The 16,190-nt window shown below is 70.6% G+C and carries 17 protein-coding genes; 1 reads left to right on the top strand and 16 read right to left on the bottom strand.

Annotation, left to right across the window (positions count from 1 at the left end; all coding sequences use genetic code 11):
• Nucleotides 1-72: 72 nt before the first annotated feature.
• The 4 genes from ACZ6K0_RS31475 to ACZ6K0_RS31490 all read right to left on the bottom strand — a co-directional run bounded on the left by ACZ6K0_RS31475 (nucleotide 73) and on the right by ACZ6K0_RS31490 (nucleotide 2,461).
• Nucleotides 73-645: a hypothetical protein gene (locus ACZ6K0_RS31475; RefSeq protein ID WP_469236207.1), complete on the bottom strand. Its 573-nt coding sequence runs from the start codon at nucleotides 643-645 to the stop codon at nucleotides 73-75.
• The gene (locus tag ACZ6K0_RS31480) at nucleotides 642-1,364 is read right to left on the bottom strand and encodes a hypothetical protein (RefSeq protein WP_469236208.1); all 723 of its coding nucleotides are present in this window, start codon (nucleotides 1,362-1,364) and stop codon (nucleotides 642-644) included. Before ACZ6K0_RS31480 ends, ACZ6K0_RS31475 begins: the two co-directional genes overlap by 4 nt.
• A gap of 198 nt (nucleotides 1,365-1,562) precedes the next feature.
• Nucleotides 1,563-2,144, bottom strand: a complete 582-nt coding sequence (locus tag ACZ6K0_RS31485) for a hypothetical protein (RefSeq protein ID WP_469236209.1) — start codon at nucleotides 2,142-2,144, stop codon at nucleotides 1,563-1,565.
• Nucleotides 2,145-2,167: 23 nt separating this feature from the next.
• Nucleotides 2,168-2,461, bottom strand: a complete 294-nt coding sequence (locus ACZ6K0_RS31490) for a hypothetical protein (protein ID WP_469236210.1) — start codon at nucleotides 2,459-2,461, stop codon at nucleotides 2,168-2,170.
• A gap of 366 nt (nucleotides 2,462-2,827) precedes the next feature.
• Here ACZ6K0_RS31490 and ACZ6K0_RS31495 point away from each other — a divergent pair, with 366 nt between their 5' ends.
• Nucleotides 2,828-4,462, top strand: a complete 1,635-nt coding sequence (locus ACZ6K0_RS31495; protein ID WP_469236211.1) for an ADP-ribosylglycohydrolase family protein — start codon at nucleotides 2,828-2,830, stop codon at nucleotides 4,460-4,462.
• A 93-nt stretch (nucleotides 4,463-4,555) separates the two neighbouring features.
• Here ACZ6K0_RS31495 and ACZ6K0_RS31500 read toward each other — a convergent pair whose 3' ends face one another.
• From ACZ6K0_RS31500 to ACZ6K0_RS31555, 12 genes are all read right to left on the bottom strand, one after another.
• A complete protein-coding gene (locus tag ACZ6K0_RS31500) occupies nucleotides 4,556-5,311 on the bottom strand; it encodes a hypothetical protein (protein ID WP_469236212.1) in 756 nt (251 codons plus the stop codon).
• Nucleotides 5,312-5,369: 58 nt separating this feature from the next.
• Complete coding sequence (locus ACZ6K0_RS31505; RefSeq protein ID WP_469236213.1) at nucleotides 5,370-6,467, bottom strand: hypothetical protein; 1,098 nt, start codon at nucleotides 6,465-6,467, stop codon at nucleotides 5,370-5,372.
• 271 nt (nucleotides 6,468-6,738) lie between these two features.
• A complete protein-coding gene (locus ACZ6K0_RS31510) occupies nucleotides 6,739-7,515 on the bottom strand; it encodes a GP88 family protein (protein ID WP_469236214.1) in 777 nt (258 codons plus the stop codon).
• Nucleotides 7,512-7,907: a hypothetical protein gene (locus ACZ6K0_RS31515; protein WP_469236215.1), complete on the bottom strand. Its 396-nt coding sequence runs from the start codon at nucleotides 7,905-7,907 to the stop codon at nucleotides 7,512-7,514. The genes ACZ6K0_RS31510 and ACZ6K0_RS31515 overlap by 4 nt, the downstream gene beginning before the upstream one ends.
• A complete protein-coding gene (locus ACZ6K0_RS31520) occupies nucleotides 7,897-8,169 on the bottom strand; it encodes a hypothetical protein (protein WP_469236216.1) in 273 nt (90 codons plus the stop codon). The genes ACZ6K0_RS31515 and ACZ6K0_RS31520 overlap by 11 nt, the downstream gene beginning before the upstream one ends.
• A 214-nt stretch (nucleotides 8,170-8,383) precedes the next feature.
• Nucleotides 8,384-8,884, bottom strand: a complete 501-nt coding sequence (locus ACZ6K0_RS31525; protein ID WP_469236217.1) for a hypothetical protein — start codon at nucleotides 8,882-8,884, stop codon at nucleotides 8,384-8,386.
• Nucleotides 8,885-9,208: 324 nt separating this feature from the next.
• The gene (locus ACZ6K0_RS31530; protein ID WP_469236218.1) at nucleotides 9,209-9,631 is read right to left on the bottom strand and encodes a hypothetical protein; all 423 of its coding nucleotides are present in this window, start codon (nucleotides 9,629-9,631) and stop codon (nucleotides 9,209-9,211) included.
• Nucleotides 9,628-10,194, bottom strand: a complete 567-nt coding sequence (locus ACZ6K0_RS31535) for a helix-turn-helix domain-containing protein (protein ID WP_469236219.1) — start codon at nucleotides 10,192-10,194, stop codon at nucleotides 9,628-9,630. The genes ACZ6K0_RS31530 and ACZ6K0_RS31535 overlap by 4 nt, the downstream gene beginning before the upstream one ends.
• Nucleotides 10,195-10,316: 122 nt before the next feature.
• Nucleotides 10,317-10,781, bottom strand: coding sequence for a hypothetical protein (locus ACZ6K0_RS31540; RefSeq protein WP_469236220.1), 465 nt, complete (start codon nucleotides 10,779-10,781; stop codon nucleotides 10,317-10,319).
• Nucleotides 10,782-10,819: 38 nt separating this feature from the next.
• Complete coding sequence (locus ACZ6K0_RS31545; protein WP_469236221.1) at nucleotides 10,820-13,075, bottom strand: hypothetical protein; 2,256 nt, start codon at nucleotides 13,073-13,075, stop codon at nucleotides 10,820-10,822.
• On the bottom strand, nucleotides 13,075-15,783 hold the full coding sequence (locus ACZ6K0_RS31550; protein WP_469236222.1) for a hypothetical protein: 2,709 nt from the start codon (nucleotides 15,781-15,783) through the stop codon (nucleotides 13,075-13,077). Before ACZ6K0_RS31550 ends, ACZ6K0_RS31545 begins: the two co-directional genes overlap by 1 nt.
• On the bottom strand, nucleotides 15,783-16,178 hold the full coding sequence (locus ACZ6K0_RS31555; RefSeq protein WP_469236223.1) for a hypothetical protein: 396 nt from the start codon (nucleotides 16,176-16,178) through the stop codon (nucleotides 15,783-15,785). The genes ACZ6K0_RS31550 and ACZ6K0_RS31555 overlap by 1 nt, the downstream gene beginning before the upstream one ends.
• Between the last annotated feature and the right edge of the window lie 12 nt (nucleotides 16,179-16,190).

Raw genomic sequence — 16,190 nt, forward strand, 5'->3', positions numbered from 1 at the left:
CGGGGGGGTGATCGGCGGGGCACGCGCCACCGCCGACACCATAACCATAGTCATATTCATAACGTTAAGCAATTATCTGTCCAGGAGGTGCCGTACGTCGACCAACTGCCCTGCGCGGATCTCCTCCAGGCCGGTCCAGCGGGCGCACCGCGCCATGACCTCCTCGGACCCGTCGGGCAGCGCCAGCCGGATCGCCTCATGGGCGAAGGTGCGGGCCAGGTACATGTGCTGCGGTCGCTCCTGGGCCACCAGAGGTGACGACGGCCGGGTGGCACGGTCCTTGCGGTAGCGCGCGTTCGGATTCAGGAGGAACGGGCAGCCGGCCGCGGGGTGGGTGGCGGCGAAGACCGCGCACGGTACGCACATCGGCGGATCCATCGCGAGGTGGTGCTCGACCACCTGCGGCCCTCCGATCACCGCCCGGACCAGCGGCAGCCGCTGGCCGCACAGGCCGCACAGGTGCTCGATGATCGCCTTAGCCCGCCGAGGCCCGTCGAGCTCGGTGAAGTCCGGCGCCCCGCCGGCCCCCAGCGCGGTCACGAAGCTGATCGGAAAGCCGCGCGCGTCCTTCGGCCGGGCGGCGATCGGGTCCGGCAGCTCAGCCGCGAGGCGGCGCTCGATTGCGGAGCCGGACTCCGTGCTCACGCTCCCTCCCGCCGGTGCGCCACGATGAAGGCAGTCCACGCGTCGTGCTCCTCCCCGGTGAAGATGAGCGCCGGACCCTGCTCGGACAGACCGAAGCAGGTGCCGCACTCGGGCGGGACGGGGCCGGTTCCGCCGTCTGCCGCTCGCTCGGACACCCATCGTCCGCAGACGGAGAGGGCGCGGTCGGCGTCGAACGCTCCGACGGCCAGGTGCAGCTCCTCACCGTCCGAGCTCAACCCCGGCGTGACCGGGACGAAGCCGGCTGCGGGGGCGGGGTGCGGCGCATCGCCGCCTGCGGCATCACGCGCTTCCTCGGCGTGGACCTGCAGAGCGCCGCCCAGGAGCCGCAGTGGGTCGTCCACGTGCCACAGGGCGAGGTGCAACAGGGCGCTGGCTGCTCCCCGGATGCGGAGCTCGGCTTCGGCGGGCGCGGGGTGCGGCGTGAACCGCTCTCGTTCTGCGAGTAGGAGCAGCAGCAGCCGTCCGCCCCCCTGTCCCCGGACGCGGGCGTCCAGGAGATGGGCGAGGCTGCTGAGGCCGTCCCGGGCGGCAGCCGCTACGGCGGGCGAGTTGCCGAGGTCGTCCCGCTTCAGCAGCCCGCTGTCCAGGAGAGCGGACTGCACGGCGTCGGCGCGGCGTGCGTCGTCCTGGGGCAGGGGGGCGGGCAGGGAGTCGATCAGGCGTTGGGCGTCCGCACGGGAGTCGGCGGTGGTTCGCATGGGTCTGTGTTTCCTCTCGATCGGGGCGGCTGCGACCCTTCAGGGACCGGGCCGCCAGACAGTTCCGCGGTAGGCGTGGCCGGGATAGCCGGCCCGCGCCTTCGCCAGGTGGTCCTCGTACGTGCGGGCCCCGCATTTGCACGTCATGGCTCTCTCGTCGTCCGGGGGCGCCTGCGCGCCCGTACGGTGGCGGCCGGCCTACAGCGTGGGGGCGTGCTCGGCCAGCCACTGCTTGGCGGCGATCCGGTGGGCGTTCTCGGGGAAAGCCAGGTAGAAGTCCAGCGGCCCCCTGCTGCGGGCGGCCGGATCCCTGTACGGGAACAGGTCGTAGATGAGGGTGTACTCGGCGGAGACGCCGGTCATGCGGCGCTCGCGGAGGCTGTAGGTGCGCGCGATCGTCAGCTCGACGTCCTCGGCCGCCGCGAGTATCGGACAGACCATCAGCGCGTACGCCGCGCACCGAGGGTGGACCGGGGGCTCGATGTAGAACGCGGCGTTCGGGCCCCCGATGAACACCAGGCGGCTCGTCGCCTTGATCGCCCTTCCGCAGATCCCGCAGAGGCGCTGCGACATCAACTCCCTCTGGCGGGGCGGGCACTGGTCGCCGAACGCGGCCGTTCCACGGCCGGGCTCGCACGGGCACACCACGTGCTCGCCCAGTTCGGGGCTGGCTCCGACAGTCAGCTGCCCGTCACCGGAGGCGGAGCCGTGCCAGGGCGTGTTGCTGGGGACGGGCCGCCCAGCGGTGTTGCGCGGGAGCCGTGCGACGTTCGGTGGCATGGGGATGGATCGCCAGTGGGCGGTCAAGGCTGTTCCTCCGTCGAAGGGGCGGGTGCCTCCGGGCGCGTGGTGCCGCTTCCACTGCCCGCGGGGTCGGCAATGACGCTCGCGCTCAGGGCGAGGACCACGCAGTCCACGACCTCGTCGGCCAGTTCGGCCTTCGCCTCGGTGCGGGCGATGCTGAGGTCGGTGTCTCCGTAGTCGGGCTTCGGGGGCGGCGTGTACCAGGCAACGGCGTCAACGGCCGCCAGGACAGCGGCCGCGAGCCGGTCGCGGCTCGCCTCGCGGACGAGCCGGGCCAGGTCGGGGACGGGCATGTCGTACTCCGGTCTGATCTCGGTGCGGCGCTGCTCCGGCCGGCGCCAACGGGCGAGGGCGCACCTGGGAGGAGCCAGCCTGCCGCTCGCGGATCTGCAAGCCGCAGCCTGCTCCGCTGAGTTCCAGGGGCATCCGGGAGCTCTTCACTCGCCGGACGATCTCGACCATACGCAGACTCATAGCTTTACGCAACTTCGCCAATGCCCTTGACGTGCGCTGTGACGCTATGACAACTTGTCAATGCGTCGCAGCGGACAGCTCGCGGCCCGCCCGGCCCCTTCCCGAGCCGCGGCCCCTTCCTTCCCGGCTCCGCCCGCGTGCGGTCGCCGCCCCAGGCCCCAGCGGCCCCGCAGAAAGAGACCCCCATGCCTTCCTCCTCCGCCTCCCCCCGCCCCTACGCCGACCTCGGGCCGTGGCCCACCGCCACCGACCCCGCGCCGCGCCTGGACGAGAAGGCCATGGACCGCGCCGCCGGCGTCATCCTGGGCGCGGCGTCGGGCGATGCGCTGGGCGTCCCGTACGAGTTCAAGCCCAGCATGAGCGACAGCCAGTTCCCGGAGATGAAGGGCGGCGGCCCCTTCGCCTTCGCCCCCGGTGAGTACAGCGACGACACCCAGATGCACGTGTGCATCGCCGAGGTCGCTGCGACCGGCGCCGATCTGCGCACCCCGGAAGCACTGGACGCGATCGCCACGAACTTCCTCCGCTGGTACGGCGGCGGACCGGCGGACGTGGGCAACCAGACGCGCAGCGTCCTGAGCGCCACGGCGCGGGGCAAGGGGAGTTCACCCTCCGAGGTGATGCTGGCCGTCTCCCGCAAGTACGCGGCCGCCAACCCGAAGAGCAGCGCCGGGAACGGCTCGCTGATGAGGACCGGTGCCGTCGCGCTCGCCTACCTGGACGACGCGAATGCCATGGCCGAAGCCGCGAAGCTGGTCAGCGAGCTGACCCACGCCGACCCCGACTGTGCCGAGGCGTGCATCCTGTGGTGCTCCGGCATCAGGACCGCTGTCCTGACCGGCACGTTCGATGGTGTCCGGGAGGGCCTTGAGCTCCTGCCCGAGGCACGCCGCAGCGTCTGGGCGGCTCGCCTGGACGAGGCCGAGGCCCACCCTCCGCGTTACTTCCAGCGCAACGGCTGGGTGGTCGAAGCCCTCCAGGCCGCGTGGTCCGCGATCGTCCGCACGCCGGTGCCCGAGGACCAGCCGGAGCAGGGCGGCTTCGCCGCGCAGCACTTCCAGCTCGCGCTGGAGGCCGCTGTGCGCACCGGCCGCGACACCGACACCGTCGCTGCCATCGCCGGTGCTCTGCTCGGCGCACGCTGGGGCTGCTCGGCCATCCCGCTGGCCTGGCAGCGAAGGGTCCACGGTTGGCCCTCCAACACCAGCGTGGACCTTGTCCGTCTCGCTGTGCTGACGGCCCGTGCCGGGCAGAGCGACCGCGACGGCTGGCCCTCCGCACCCCGGGTCACCACCCCGCTTTCCTCGGGCAAGGCGTTCTCCGTCCGGCACCCCCGCGACCCTGGGCTCTTCCTGGGCAACCTGGCCCTGACGGAGTACACCGGTCCCGCGCCGGTCGACGCGGTTGTCTCCCTGTGCCGTGTCGGCTCCGACCCGATCCTGACCGGCGCCGATGTCGAGCACTCCCGGGTGTGGCTGGTCGACAAGTCCGGCGCGAACTCGCACCTCCACTTCACCCTCGACCAGGCCGCCCGCGAGGTCCTCCGGCTCCGGCAGGAGGGCAAGCGCGTCCTGCTCCACTGCGTGGCCGGACGCAGCCGCACCCCCGCCATCGCGGCCCTCTACAGCCACCTGGCCCACGGCGTGCCGCCTCTGGACGCGCTGCGAGAGGTCAACCGGGCACTCGGCAACTACTGGACGCTGCCGAACCACCCGGAGATGCTCGACGCGGTCTTCGAATTGGCCGGTGAGGAGCCCCAGCGGGCCGAGTTCCGCCCGGCTCGGCGGTCGCGGTGGCGCGAGCTGATCCACCGTCACTGAAACGCCGTGCAGCTGAGCTGCCAAAACGGGGTGGGCCCCCAGGGAATCTTCCCTGGGGGCCCACCCCGTTTCCGTGCCCCGCCTTCCAGCCGGTCAGCTCTTCTTCCGGTTCGTTCGCCGCGTCCGGCCGGCACGCACCCGTCCCTGCCCCCTGCGGGAGTAGACGTGCCGGGTGATCGTCTCCAGGTACCACATGTCCTCGAACACCTCGGGCCGCTTCCGGTCCCCCGGGGTCCGGTCCGGGGGCTCCAGGTGGCCTTGCCGCTTGTAGGTCTGCGCCGTTCTCCGGGGCAGCGGCTCGCCCCGGGTCGCGTTGCCGAGGATCAACCCGTATCCGCTGACGTCGTAGAGGTCCTTCGGGTCGCCCTCTGGAGGCGGGATGACGACCTTGGGGCCCTCGCCCTTGAACTCCGCCCAGACGTGCGCCCGGTGATCCTCGACCCAGGCGTCGACCTTGTGGGCGCGCCACCGGCCGGGTTCCGCCTCATCCGGGAAGCCCTCGACCTTGGTCCAGGTGTCCACCGTCGTCTCGGAGACCTTGTACCGCAGCGCCAGGCCGGACTTCCCCAGCAGCTCGTCCTCTTCGGCAGCCTCCTCCGCTCCGGCGGTCTCCGCCTGCGCGGCCGCAGGGGATTGCGCTGCGGAGGCAGTGGCGCGGCCGGGCCAGGACTGCGGCCGGCTGACCTTGACCCAGGCGTCGACCTGCTGCGCGTCCCACTGCCCGTCAGCGACCGGGGCGGGGAAGTTCAGCAACCTCACCCAGGCGTCGACCGCCCGCTCACCCTCGCCGTAGGTCTCCCCGATCCCGTCCCGGGTCAGCCGCGCCGCCGGGGGCTTGCTGGTGCTCATCACTCCACCGTCCTGTCGTGCCGAGCGCCGGCCGCAGGGGCCGGAGCGGTGTCTGCCATCAGCGGGCTCCGCCGAGCTTGCCCGGACGGCGGATGAAGGTGTAAGCCGTCGAGCGGTACCACTTGGGCTCGTCGACGGCCGGCTCCTGCCCGTCGCCCGGCGTCCGGTCCGCCGGCGCCAGCAGCCCGCTGTACAGGTACGTCCGCATCGACGCCACGGTGGTGGCCTTGCCCCGGCCGCGTACCTTCCCGTCGAGCTTGCCGATCTCCTGCAGGGTGAACAGGTCGGTGTCCGCGCCCGCTGGCAGCTTCAGGTCGTCCCGCAGTGGCCCCGGAGCCTCGGCATCCCGGCGGGGAGTACGTGCCGCTGCGCCCAAGCGTCCGGGGCGGCGGACGAAGGTGTAGGCGGTCGAGCGGTACCACTTGGGCTCGTCGACGGCCGGCTCCTGCCCGTCGCCCGGCGTCCGGTCGGCCGACGCCAGCAGCTTCTGCGACAGGTAGTTCTTCAGGGTGCCGACGGTGGTGGCCTTGCCCCGCCCGCGGGCCTCGCCGTCGAGTTCGCCGATCTCCTGCAGGGTGAACAGGTCGGTGTCCGCGCCGGCCGGCAGGTCCAGGTCGAGCAGTTCGCCGGTGCTCTGCTTCGGCTCGGCCGGCCGCTCGGCCGTTTCCCCCTTGGTCGCTCGGCGCGTGCGCCGCGGCCGGGTGATGTAGGCGTAGGCGGTCTCGCGGAACCACATCGGCTCGGTGACCGTCGGCTGGCCGCCGTCGTCCGGGGTCCGGTCGGCCGGCGCCAGGATCTTCTTGGACAGGTAGGTGCGCAGGGTGGTGACCGGGGTGGCGTCCCGATTCAGGGCCCGGCCCTCGAGCTCGCCGATGCGGCGCAGCGTCAGGAGGTCGCGAGGACCGCCCTTGGGCAGGTCGAACGGGTTCTTCTTGCCCTGCTGCAGCTGCACCCACGTGCCGAAATGGTGCGTGCACAGCCACGCGTCAACCTCGTCCTCGTCATAGATGTGCTGCCCGCCCTGGCCGGCCGTGAAGAGGACCTCGGGGAAGCCTTCCTCCTGGGACCACTTGGCGGCCGACGTGCGGTCCACGTTGTACCGCTTCGCCATCTTGTCGAAGTTGGTGTGCTTGCGCTCGTAACCTGCGGGAATCATGATCGCTCCATCGGGGCCAGCTTGGCCGGCGGTAGTGCCGGCTGCCCACGGGGGCGGCCGGGCTCTGTCTGTTGTCACGGCCGGCGGATCCGTCCGCCGGCAGCTCTTGTGCGCTGGCCGAGGGCCGCAGGGAGCGACCTCGCCAGCGAGATTACCCAAACTCATAGACTTCCGCAATGTGGCGGGTGGCGTGTCCCCGTAGTGCGGAACGCCGCGAGGGCGGGCCCAGCTGAGTGCTGGACCCGCCCTCGCGCCCATGTCAGGCATCCGGTCACGATGCCAGGCGGTATGCCTTCTCGGTTTCGCGCTGATTCTTCTTCGCATCCAGAGCTCTCTGGCGGCTGGAAAATGTGTCCGCGCCCTGGAGCTTGAGAAGATGCGGAATCCTATTTGCTGGAATTCCGACGAGGGGTGAATCGCTGAGCACCGACAGGAGGTCGGACTCGGTCTGGTCGGAATATCCGGCGGCGATGAGCGCCTCCACATCGGGAAAGACGTCGGCATGCCTCTCGTTCTTGAGGTCGATGAGGTGATCCTCGCGTCCGCCGAGGCTGTAGCACCAAAGGAAATTATCGGGGGCGTCGCCCTCGACCAGCCGCCGGAACCGGGAAATTTCCTTGGTGTAGCAGTAGAAGCGAACGTTCGGCGCTCCCCTCATAATGCGCATCCATGCCGACAAGTAATCGTCCGAGAAAAAGTCTCCGGAATCGTGCAGGCGAATCCACTTGCCGTCGTATCGGGAATGCGTAAGCTCCTTCGCCATGCGCTCCTCCCACTCCTTCGGGGAATCCCGGCACAGTAGAAGATTGCGAATGTGCGCGGCGCGGACGTTCTTGAACCTGTAGGCCCCGACTCGGGCATAGCAAAGAGATGCACACGCGCCGGCTTGGCTGCACACATTGAAATTCTTCCCGTCGGGAAGTTTGATGACGAAAGCCGGTAGGGTCCAGTTGAAAATACCCTCCTTGCGCAGCTGTGAATTCTGCGTGAGAAGCCTTTTTTCGGCAGGCTTCTTCTTGGCCGGGGCGGTTTCAATCGTGGTGGTCATTTCATCGTCTCGCAGAGGTCGGGGGTGGTGGCTCGCTCGCCGGGGCAGTAGGGGTGCGGGGCGGTACAGGCGTGCACGCCGAGCGCGGTGACCCCGCCCTCGGCGCGGGCCAGGACGGCGAAGCCCTTGGCCAGTGCGGTCCGGGACGAGCTCTGGTACCTGCCTCCGAACTGGAGGTCGTCGCCATGGGAGGCGATCTGCTCCAGAGCGTCGGAGCGGGCGCGGTCGATCTCGTCGGCAGTCGCGTTCCGCTGCTCCGCGATGAACATCGGGACCATGAACAGCAGCCAGTCGGCCAGTCGCTCGCGGAACCCGTCATCCGACGGCGCGCCGGTCCGGGCCTTGGGGTCGAGAAGTACGAGGCCGAAGGGGCCGTGGGAGTCACCGGCCATCGCGGGCTCCCGTGTCGGCGCCGTGGCCTGACGGCTCGATGCCGAGGATGTCGACGAGCGCGACGTCGGTGACCCGGTCCAGCGTGGTGTCGGTGCACGCGGCGGACAGGACGCCCGGCTGGAGGTCTTCGATGTAGCGGCGGATCGCCGCGGGATCGGCACTCGAACCTTCGGGCAGGCTGAGAAGGAGGGTGAGGTCGTAGAGGGCGGTCCGGGCCGCCTTCACATGCACAACGACGGTGGCAGGGGTAGAGGGGTTCACTGCTGCTCTCGCTTCTCGTGGAGGCGGGCGACGTCGGCTCGCGGCCGCCGCGACGGGGACAGGTCGGCGCTCGCGGCCCGGACGGGTTCCACACCAGATGGGATGCGCCGGCGTAGGGGGTGCGGCGCGCCGTTCATGCAGGGTGCCCCCGGCTCGAAGAGCCGAGGGCACCTGGGAGTTATCGGGGCGCCGGGGCGGCGCTGGGGCGAGCCGGTCAGTCGCCGCGCACCGGGCAGTGGGCGCGGTGGACGGGCGAGGAGCGGAACTGCGGGGCCTCGCGCTGGTCCCGGGCGTCCATGAGGAAGTCGCCGAAGTCCGCCAGGGAGTCGATCGCGACGGAGGGGACCGGAGAGAGGCAGGCGTAGCACGGCGCGATCACGCTGAAGCCCAGCCGGGCGCTCCCGGCTTCGTAGGCGGCGATGAAGAAGTAGCGCCGTCGGCCGTGCGAGAGCTGGACGCGGGCCGCGCGGTAGTGCTGCGCGCCGGGGAACAGCGGGTGGTTGGCGTCCTCGTACACGCTCAGCCGGATGCTGTCGTCCAGCCCGAGCCGGTGAACGAGCAGTGCGGCCACGCCCTCCAGCTCGGAGTCCGAGTCCAGGATCATGGGCTCCGGGCCGGACGGGATGCCGCCTTCCAGGCCGGTCGCGCGGGCGATGGCGGCCCGGAGAGCGGCGTCCTCTATCGCGTCCAGATCAGGGCTGATGGTTCCGGGCATGTCGTCTCCTCGACGGTGATCGCAGAAGGGGGGTGAGGCCCGGACCGGCCGGGAGGGGGTGGCCTGGTCCGGGCCTCGTGGCCCCGCCGCCCGGGGGGAGTGGCGGAGGGGCGAGCCGCGCAAGGCGGCTCCTACGGAGTGGTCTTCGCTGTGAGGGGTTCTCCCGCCCTCACAGCAATGACTATACGCACACTCAACGACTTAAGCAACATTCGGGGTCATCGTTTCCGGCGATCGGCACCGGTGCCGATCCGCTTCCAGGAGTCGGGCCGTGCTCGGCGCCTCCGAGGGCCGGAGGCGCCGAGCACGGGGTCGCCGCGCAGGCTATGCAGCGAGCGAACCGACCCGGTCCAAGATCTCCTGCGCACAGGCGAACGCTTCCCGCTTGTGCCCGTAGGAGGGGACCCGCAAGTGCATGCACTCGTGGGCGAGCGCGCGGTCGGCGTCCTCCCTCGTCGGCACCATGTTCAGGTTCATCACCATGAGCGGCGTCTCCAGACGGGCGCCGGGCTCTCCCCGGTAGACCTGGGCAACGTAGTGGGGGTGGAAGGCCAGGCCGGTGACCTCGGCGTACCAGGCGGTGTCGAAGGTGAGGACGAACGGCCGCTCCGCCGCCTGGCGGAACAGTTCGGCACGCCCCCGGAGCCAACGCGTGTCCACCGGCAGCTGGGCCTCGCAGGGAGGGAGCCGGCTGAGCAGGGCCTCGTGCCGGGCGACGGTCAGCGGGTGCCCGCGGTGGTAGGTCATCGGGACTCACCGCCCTCGCCGGCCGCCAGACGCTGCGCCAGGTGGAGCAGGTCCTGGGGGGCCATCCCGAAGTGGCTCGCCAGGCCGTCCAGAAGAGCGCCCTCCAGGACGAGGGGTGCCGGCCGAGACGCCTGGCCGGCCACCGAGGCGGCGTGGGCGGCCTCCACGGCATCGCGTTCCACTCCGAAGAGCGCGGCGAGACCCTCGGCCGCCTCCGGCACCAGAGTCTTGGTGCGCCCCTGCTCGAGCATCCCGTACGCGCTGCGCTTGTACCCCGCGGCCGCGGCCGCCTCCGGCTGGCTGGCGCCCGAGCGCTCGCGCAGCTCCCGCAGCGTCACGACGGTCGGCCGGCACAGGTCGGCGACCTGGCAGCCGAGGATCTTGGCCAGGCGCACGAGCGTGCCCGGATCCGGCAGACGCTCCCCGGCCTCGTACTGGTTCAGGACCGTCACGGTGATGGCGGTCTTGGAGGCCAGCTGGCTCGGGGTCCATCCACGCTGACCGCGGGCCAGCGCCAGGCGCCGGCCGTCGAAGCTGCTGACGCCGCGTCGCGTGGTCCGCATGCTGGCCCCTCCTCCGTTCCTTCGGCGCCGGCCCGGGTGCCGGCGGAGCGCCGCCGGCGAGCTGCCGGCGGCGGGACCATCATGCCAAGACGCTGCGAGCCGGCCGGATGCCGTTGCCGCGGTCACGAGAACTGCCCGTGCCACGAGTCGGAGTCCAGGGCGTCGAGCTGTGCTTCCTCCTCACGGGTAAGCCGGTCGGTGAAGCGGTCCCAGCGCTGCAGCTCGGCCAGGAGGTCCCCTTCGGCCGGCTGCACGATCGCGGTCTCGCCGGACCGCAGGAGCAGTGCGACGTCGCCGTTCTCCTCCAGGTGGGCCCGCGTCCAGCTCAGCCCCCGGCGCCGGGCCGCGCTGAGGTTGAACAGGTAGCCGAGTTCCGCGGACTCCGCTCCGCCGACCAGCGGCCGTATCCATATCAACTGCGGATCGTCCTCGTCGACGCGGTGGTGACGGGCGAGGGCCTGCAGGAACACCTCGGTGCCCTCGTCGTCGAACACCCTCAGCTGCGCGCCGGCATCGACCGGATCCCCGCTGCTGCTGTGACGGCCGGCGATGAGATCAGCGAGCCGGGTCTGCCAGGTAGTGCTCATGCGGACATTCTCCTTCTGGGCGGGATGGGCCGATGGCCTCAGTGGTTGCTCTTCACGACGTCCTCGACGGGCTTGCCGCCGAGATGGGTGATGCCGCGGGCCTTGAACGACTCCAGCAGTGCCGTGCGCTGGTGCGCGTAGTGGCAGACGATGCGGCTGGGGGCCTCCGCGCCCAACAGGTCGATGCCGTCGCGGAACATGATCTCGTTGTTGGACGCGTTGTGCGTGGCGATCTTCAGGGGATCGCGGGTCAGTCCTGACGCTTTCTTCTTGTCCGGGCTGACCCCGTACTTGTCGCCGTTGTAGGCGTAGTAGTCGGACCGGCGCATCAGGACGGACGGGTCGTCCCAGATCAGCTGGCCGCCGTAGCCCGACGCCGGGGTGCTCGAGACGCGGAGGAAGACGGAGTTCGCCCCGCCCGTGTACTTGTCGGCCTGCTCGGACATGCCGATGCCGCCGCCGATGCCCATGACCGCGCGCTTCTCCGTGGAGGCCAGCACCCCGGTGCCGAACAGCGCGACCATGTCGCCACTGCCGATGCTGTGCGTCAGCGACCGGCCCTTGTACGCCTCCTTGATCTGCGCCGTCTTGCCCGTGACGTCGAACCGGGACCAGGTCAGCCAGCCACCGGACGTCGCAGGCGTGGGGTCGTACCCGGCGCTGGCCGCCAGCGCGTCCCCGCTGTCGAAGCCGGTCGCCTTGGCGACGGCCTCCCGGAGCACCTTCACCTTCTTCGGCAGGACCTTCTGCGCGGCTTCCAGCTGGATGCGCTTGACCTGGTAGTGGAGCTCGTCCTCCCCCAGGCCGATCAGCGACTCGGCGCGCTGGTGCACGATCTCCTGGACCTGCAGGTCCTCCAGCCCCTTGGCCTCCTCGAAGGCCGCCTTCATCCCGGGAGCGTTCGCCAGGTTCTGCGCCGTCACGTTGTTGGACAGGTAGGTCCATTCACCCTCGGCGGCCGTCATCGGTGCGTTGACCAGGTGCAGCTGCTCCAGCCGGTCGACGAGCTGCTTGCCGTGGCCGGCGCCGACGGGCGCATGGACCTCGAGCTGGCCACGCATCGAGAACTCGGTGCTGTTCGGGTCGTTGGCCGCGTACGGCCGGTAGACCGCGCTCCAGCCGTCGCCCAGGTCGATCGCGTACTCCTTGCCGTTCGCCTTGCTGCGGCTCTTCCCGTCCCAGGACGACTCGCCGCTCTGCCCGTCGAGGGAGGCCTGGATACGGCTGGCGTCGCGCAGCTGCGCAGTGAGCGTCCCCGGCTCCGGCTCGTCCGCCGGCGCCGGTATCTGCTTGGTCACCATCTTGGTGACCGGCAAGCCGTGCGGATCGAAGTGCGCCATCGGCGCACCGCCGTTCTGGATCTTCTCGCCGACGGTGTTGACCTGGTCCAGGTAGTACTGGGCCATCGTCTTCTCGTCGTCCGTCAGGTTCGGCGAGGCAAGGACCGCGTTGACGGCGGCGAGGGCCTTCTGGTGCTTCTGGATCGAAGCCTCCGACATCGGGCCGCCGCCCTTGAGCTTGTGCTGCACCGAGGTCGTCGCCGCGGTCACCAGCTCGGCGAGCTTCGCCTTCTTGTCCAGCGCCAGCCGCTCCTTGGTCTCCTCCTCGACCTGGACGTCCACCATCTTGGTCCCCGACACGCTCAGCGCGTCGAGCAGCTTGCCCTCGGCCTCCTCGCTGACGTGCGCGAGCAGCACCTCGCGGGGACCGTCGGGGGAGAGGTAGGAGACCAGCGCCGCCTGCGAGTTGAGGAAGTCCTCGCCGCCGACCAGGATCGGCGTGCCGAGGGCTGCGCCGGCCACCGGAGCATCCGGAACGGGCGTCAGCGGCGGATCGACATCCTCCGGCTCCTCCTCCGGCTCGTCCTCGACCTCCTCCTCGAACGCAGGCCCGGCTCCGGCTGTGCCTTCGGCGTCCTCCTGGGCGGCGGGAGCGAAGGCGGCGCCCTCCTCCTCGGCCAGCTCGTGCGCGGCCTCGTGTTCATCAGCCTCGTCCACGGGGGCGCCCGCGACCTCCGGCTGCTGCTCCTCGGGCTCTGTAGCCGGCGGCATCTCACCGCCCGCCTGCTCGCCGAGCACCGGCTCACCGTCGGTGGTCCACACGCCGCCCTGCTCGCCGAGCGGCACCTCGCTGGTGAAGTCGGGCATCAGCATCGACGCCAGCAGCGCCGGGTCGATCTCGCTCACCGGCTCGGGGCCGGTAGCCGAGAGGTTCGGTGGCGCCGGGGGTGCCTCGGTCGAAACCGTCGGGGAGACGGCGTAGGACTCGTGGCTGCTCTTCGAGTTGGTGCCCATCACTCAGCTCCGTGCTTCAGCGACGCCGCCTGCGGCATCTTCAGGTCCTTGACGAAGAACTCCGCGAACGCCTTGCGGAGGTTCTGCTTGCGCTCGACGGCGTGGTCGAGGAACGCCTCGGCGATCTGCTCGGTGCTGACCTTCGCGGCCGCGATGCCGTGCTTCTTGGCGGCCTGCTTGCGCATCGCGGGCACCCAGTGCACGCCGCTGCCGGCCTTCGCGCCCTCATACGCGGTGGAGTGCAGCATGGAGCGCCACTGGCTGTCCGGGATCGCCTCGAAGTTCTTGATCACCGGCTGCACGACGGCGTGATTCACCTTGACGCCGTCGGCCAGGCCGCCGCTGAGCGCCGCGGAGTAGAGCTTCTGGTGGACCGGGTCGTACGACCCTCCCCCGGAGGGGGCGTAGCCGAGGGAGAGCTTGTCGCTGCCCCAGTGCTTGAACGCCTGCCCACGGTCAATCTGGACCAGGCCGCCCGACGCGGTCCGCAGCACGTTGGCCTGGTGGCCGTCGTGGTCGCCGATGATCCATGAGCCGACGTGGGAGCGCACGATCGAGTCGACGTCCGACTGCGACCACTTGTGCGGGTCGGAGGAGAAGTGGGTGGCGCCCTTGAGCATCGGCTGGACACTGCCGACCTTGCCGCCGACTTCCTTGACGTACACCGGGACGGCGGGGACGCCACCGAGCGAGAGGGCGTGGGAGGCGGCCGCCTCCGAGTGGGCGATCACCCCGCCGTTGTGGTCCGCCTTGAACAGCCAGGAGCTGCCGTCCGGCGCGGAGTGGAGCGACTTGCTGTAGGTGCCGCCGAGGTTGGCGGGCGTCCCGGCGCCGAAACTCCAAGAGCCGACGACGTCCGAGTCGATCCGGGCTGGCACGTCCTGAGCGGTGGCCTTGACCTGCTGGAGACCGGCGATCAGCGCCTGGACCTTGCCGTTGAACGATCCCGGGGCGGCCGGCTTCTTCGGGGCCTTCGGGATCGGCTTCGTCGGTCCCGCCGTGGCGGCCTGGGCCAGCTTCTGCGCCTGCACGGGGCTGGCGCCCATCTTGATCGCGGCCTCGACCTTGCTCTCCTGGGTCAGACCGCCGGCGCCCGCGCCTCCCGCAGGCGGGGCGGACGTGGTGCCCGTGCTCGTGAGCTTGGACTTGAGGGCGTTGACCGCCTCGTCGGAGGCGAGCGGAGATGCGGCCTTGGCGGCCGCGGCCGCCTGCTTCTTGGCCACCGCCGCCTGGACCTTCGCGTTGATCGCGTCCTTGTCCAGCGCGGGGTTGAAGCTGGCGGCGATGTAGCCCTGAAGCTGGGCACGGTTGGCCTTGCCCGGGTCCGGCATCCCCAGTTCGCCGGCCACCGCGCGCAGATCACCGACCTTCTGGTTCTTCGCCCAGGCGTTGAACTCGGTGGTCAGCGCCTTCGGGTCGACCTGGTGGGTGTTGAGGAGCGCGGGGTTGGCGAAGCCGATGTCGACGGGAGACTGCAGGGTCTCGTGGATCCACCCCTGCGCGTCCTGCTGCAGCATGTGCAGCTCGCCGGTGCTCTTCGCCCAGGAGGCGACCTGGGCAGCGGCTTCGGGGTTGCCGGCCAGATCGGGCAGGGTCAGCTCGGTGTGGATGTCCTGCTTGCCGCCCTGATGGACGTCCAAGGCGTTGTCGAGCGCCTTGAGCTGGTCCTTCCGTGCCTGAGCAGTCGCCTTCAGCGCCTCCTTCTCAGCCTCGGACGTCCCGGTGCGCAGCAGGCCGACGAGCTCGACCGGCTTGAGGTGCTGGGCTTCGGTCAGGGACATCTCCCCCGAAGCCACAGCCTCCTGGACCAGCGGCATCACGGTCGACTGGTTGATCTTGGCGACAGCAAGGGGGTCGCCGGTCCACACCTGGATCTGGTTCTTCTGCGTCTCCAGGTCGGGGGTGTCGGGCGAGTGCGCGGTGAGGACCTGCTTCTCCGCGTCGAGGAGGTTCTTCAGCTTGTCGCTGTCCAGCACCCCCTTGGCGTAGGCCGCCTCGTGGCTCGCCTGGGTCCACGCGTCCACCGCGGCCTTGAACTGCTCCGGCGTCGCGGCCCACGTTCCAGCCGGCGCGTCGGGGGCGCCGCTGGTGCCCTCGATCTGCTGGAGGTCGGCCAGGGTCATCCCGCCGACCGTTTGTCCAGCCGCGAGCTGCTCGTACCTCGTCTGCGCGGCGGCCTGGATCTTCTGCTTGGAGGGGATGTCGTCGTTGTAGTACGGGTCGAGCCAGTGGACGAGGGGGTGCTGGCCCTTCCCGGACAGGCCGACCAGGGCAGGATGCTCGAACCCCTTGGCTGCGGCGATCTGCTGCAGTTCCTCTGGGTCGAGCGCGGTGAGGTAGGCCAGGGACTGCGCGCGCAGGGCGTCGAGCTGTGCCTTGACCTCCTCCTCGGAGGCGCCCTCCTCCTTCATCTGCTCGATGGCCTCCCGGGCGGCCTTGATCTGGTCGGCGAAGATGTCGTACCGCTCGACCGGGTCGTCGGGCAGCTCCGGGTAGTTGCCGGTCGCCACGCCGTTGCCGACGGCGAGGGCGTCCAGGTTGTCCATGGCCACCATCAGGTCGGTCGTCGCCTTGACGAGACCGTCGCTGAGCTCTGGCTCTACCGGCGCGGCGGCCAGGCCGACGTCCTCGATCCCCTCGACGGTCTCCGGAGCGCCGGCCGGCGCGATGGCGTAGGACTCGTGGCTGCTCTTGGAGTTGGTGCCCATCACGCACCGGTCCGCGGAGGCAGCGCGGGGATGACCTCGCCGAGGAGCTCGTCCAGGAGGAGATCAGCGGCGTGCCGCAGGTCCAGGGCGCCCTCGGGCAGGTCGACCGCGGCGATCTGGCACGCACCCGCCTCGGCCTCCCACCGGGCGATCCGCTCGGGCGAGACTCCCTCGGCCAGCCGCTCGCGCCAGGGGTTGGCCTCGTCGTAGACCAGGGGCACCCAGACGACGTGGTGCGCCGGCTCGGCGTCTTCGGCGGTGTCCAGCGCGAGGACGGCGACGGGGTCGACGGGCATCCCCAGGGCGGGGTGCCAGACCATCAGGATCCACAGCTTCCAGGTGGTCTCGGCCTCGGGTGCGGTGTTCGTCGGCTGTGGCGCGGGCGGTGTCGACATGGCGGAAGCCCT

Source organism: Streptomyces sp. NPDC042346, assembly GCF_055581845.1.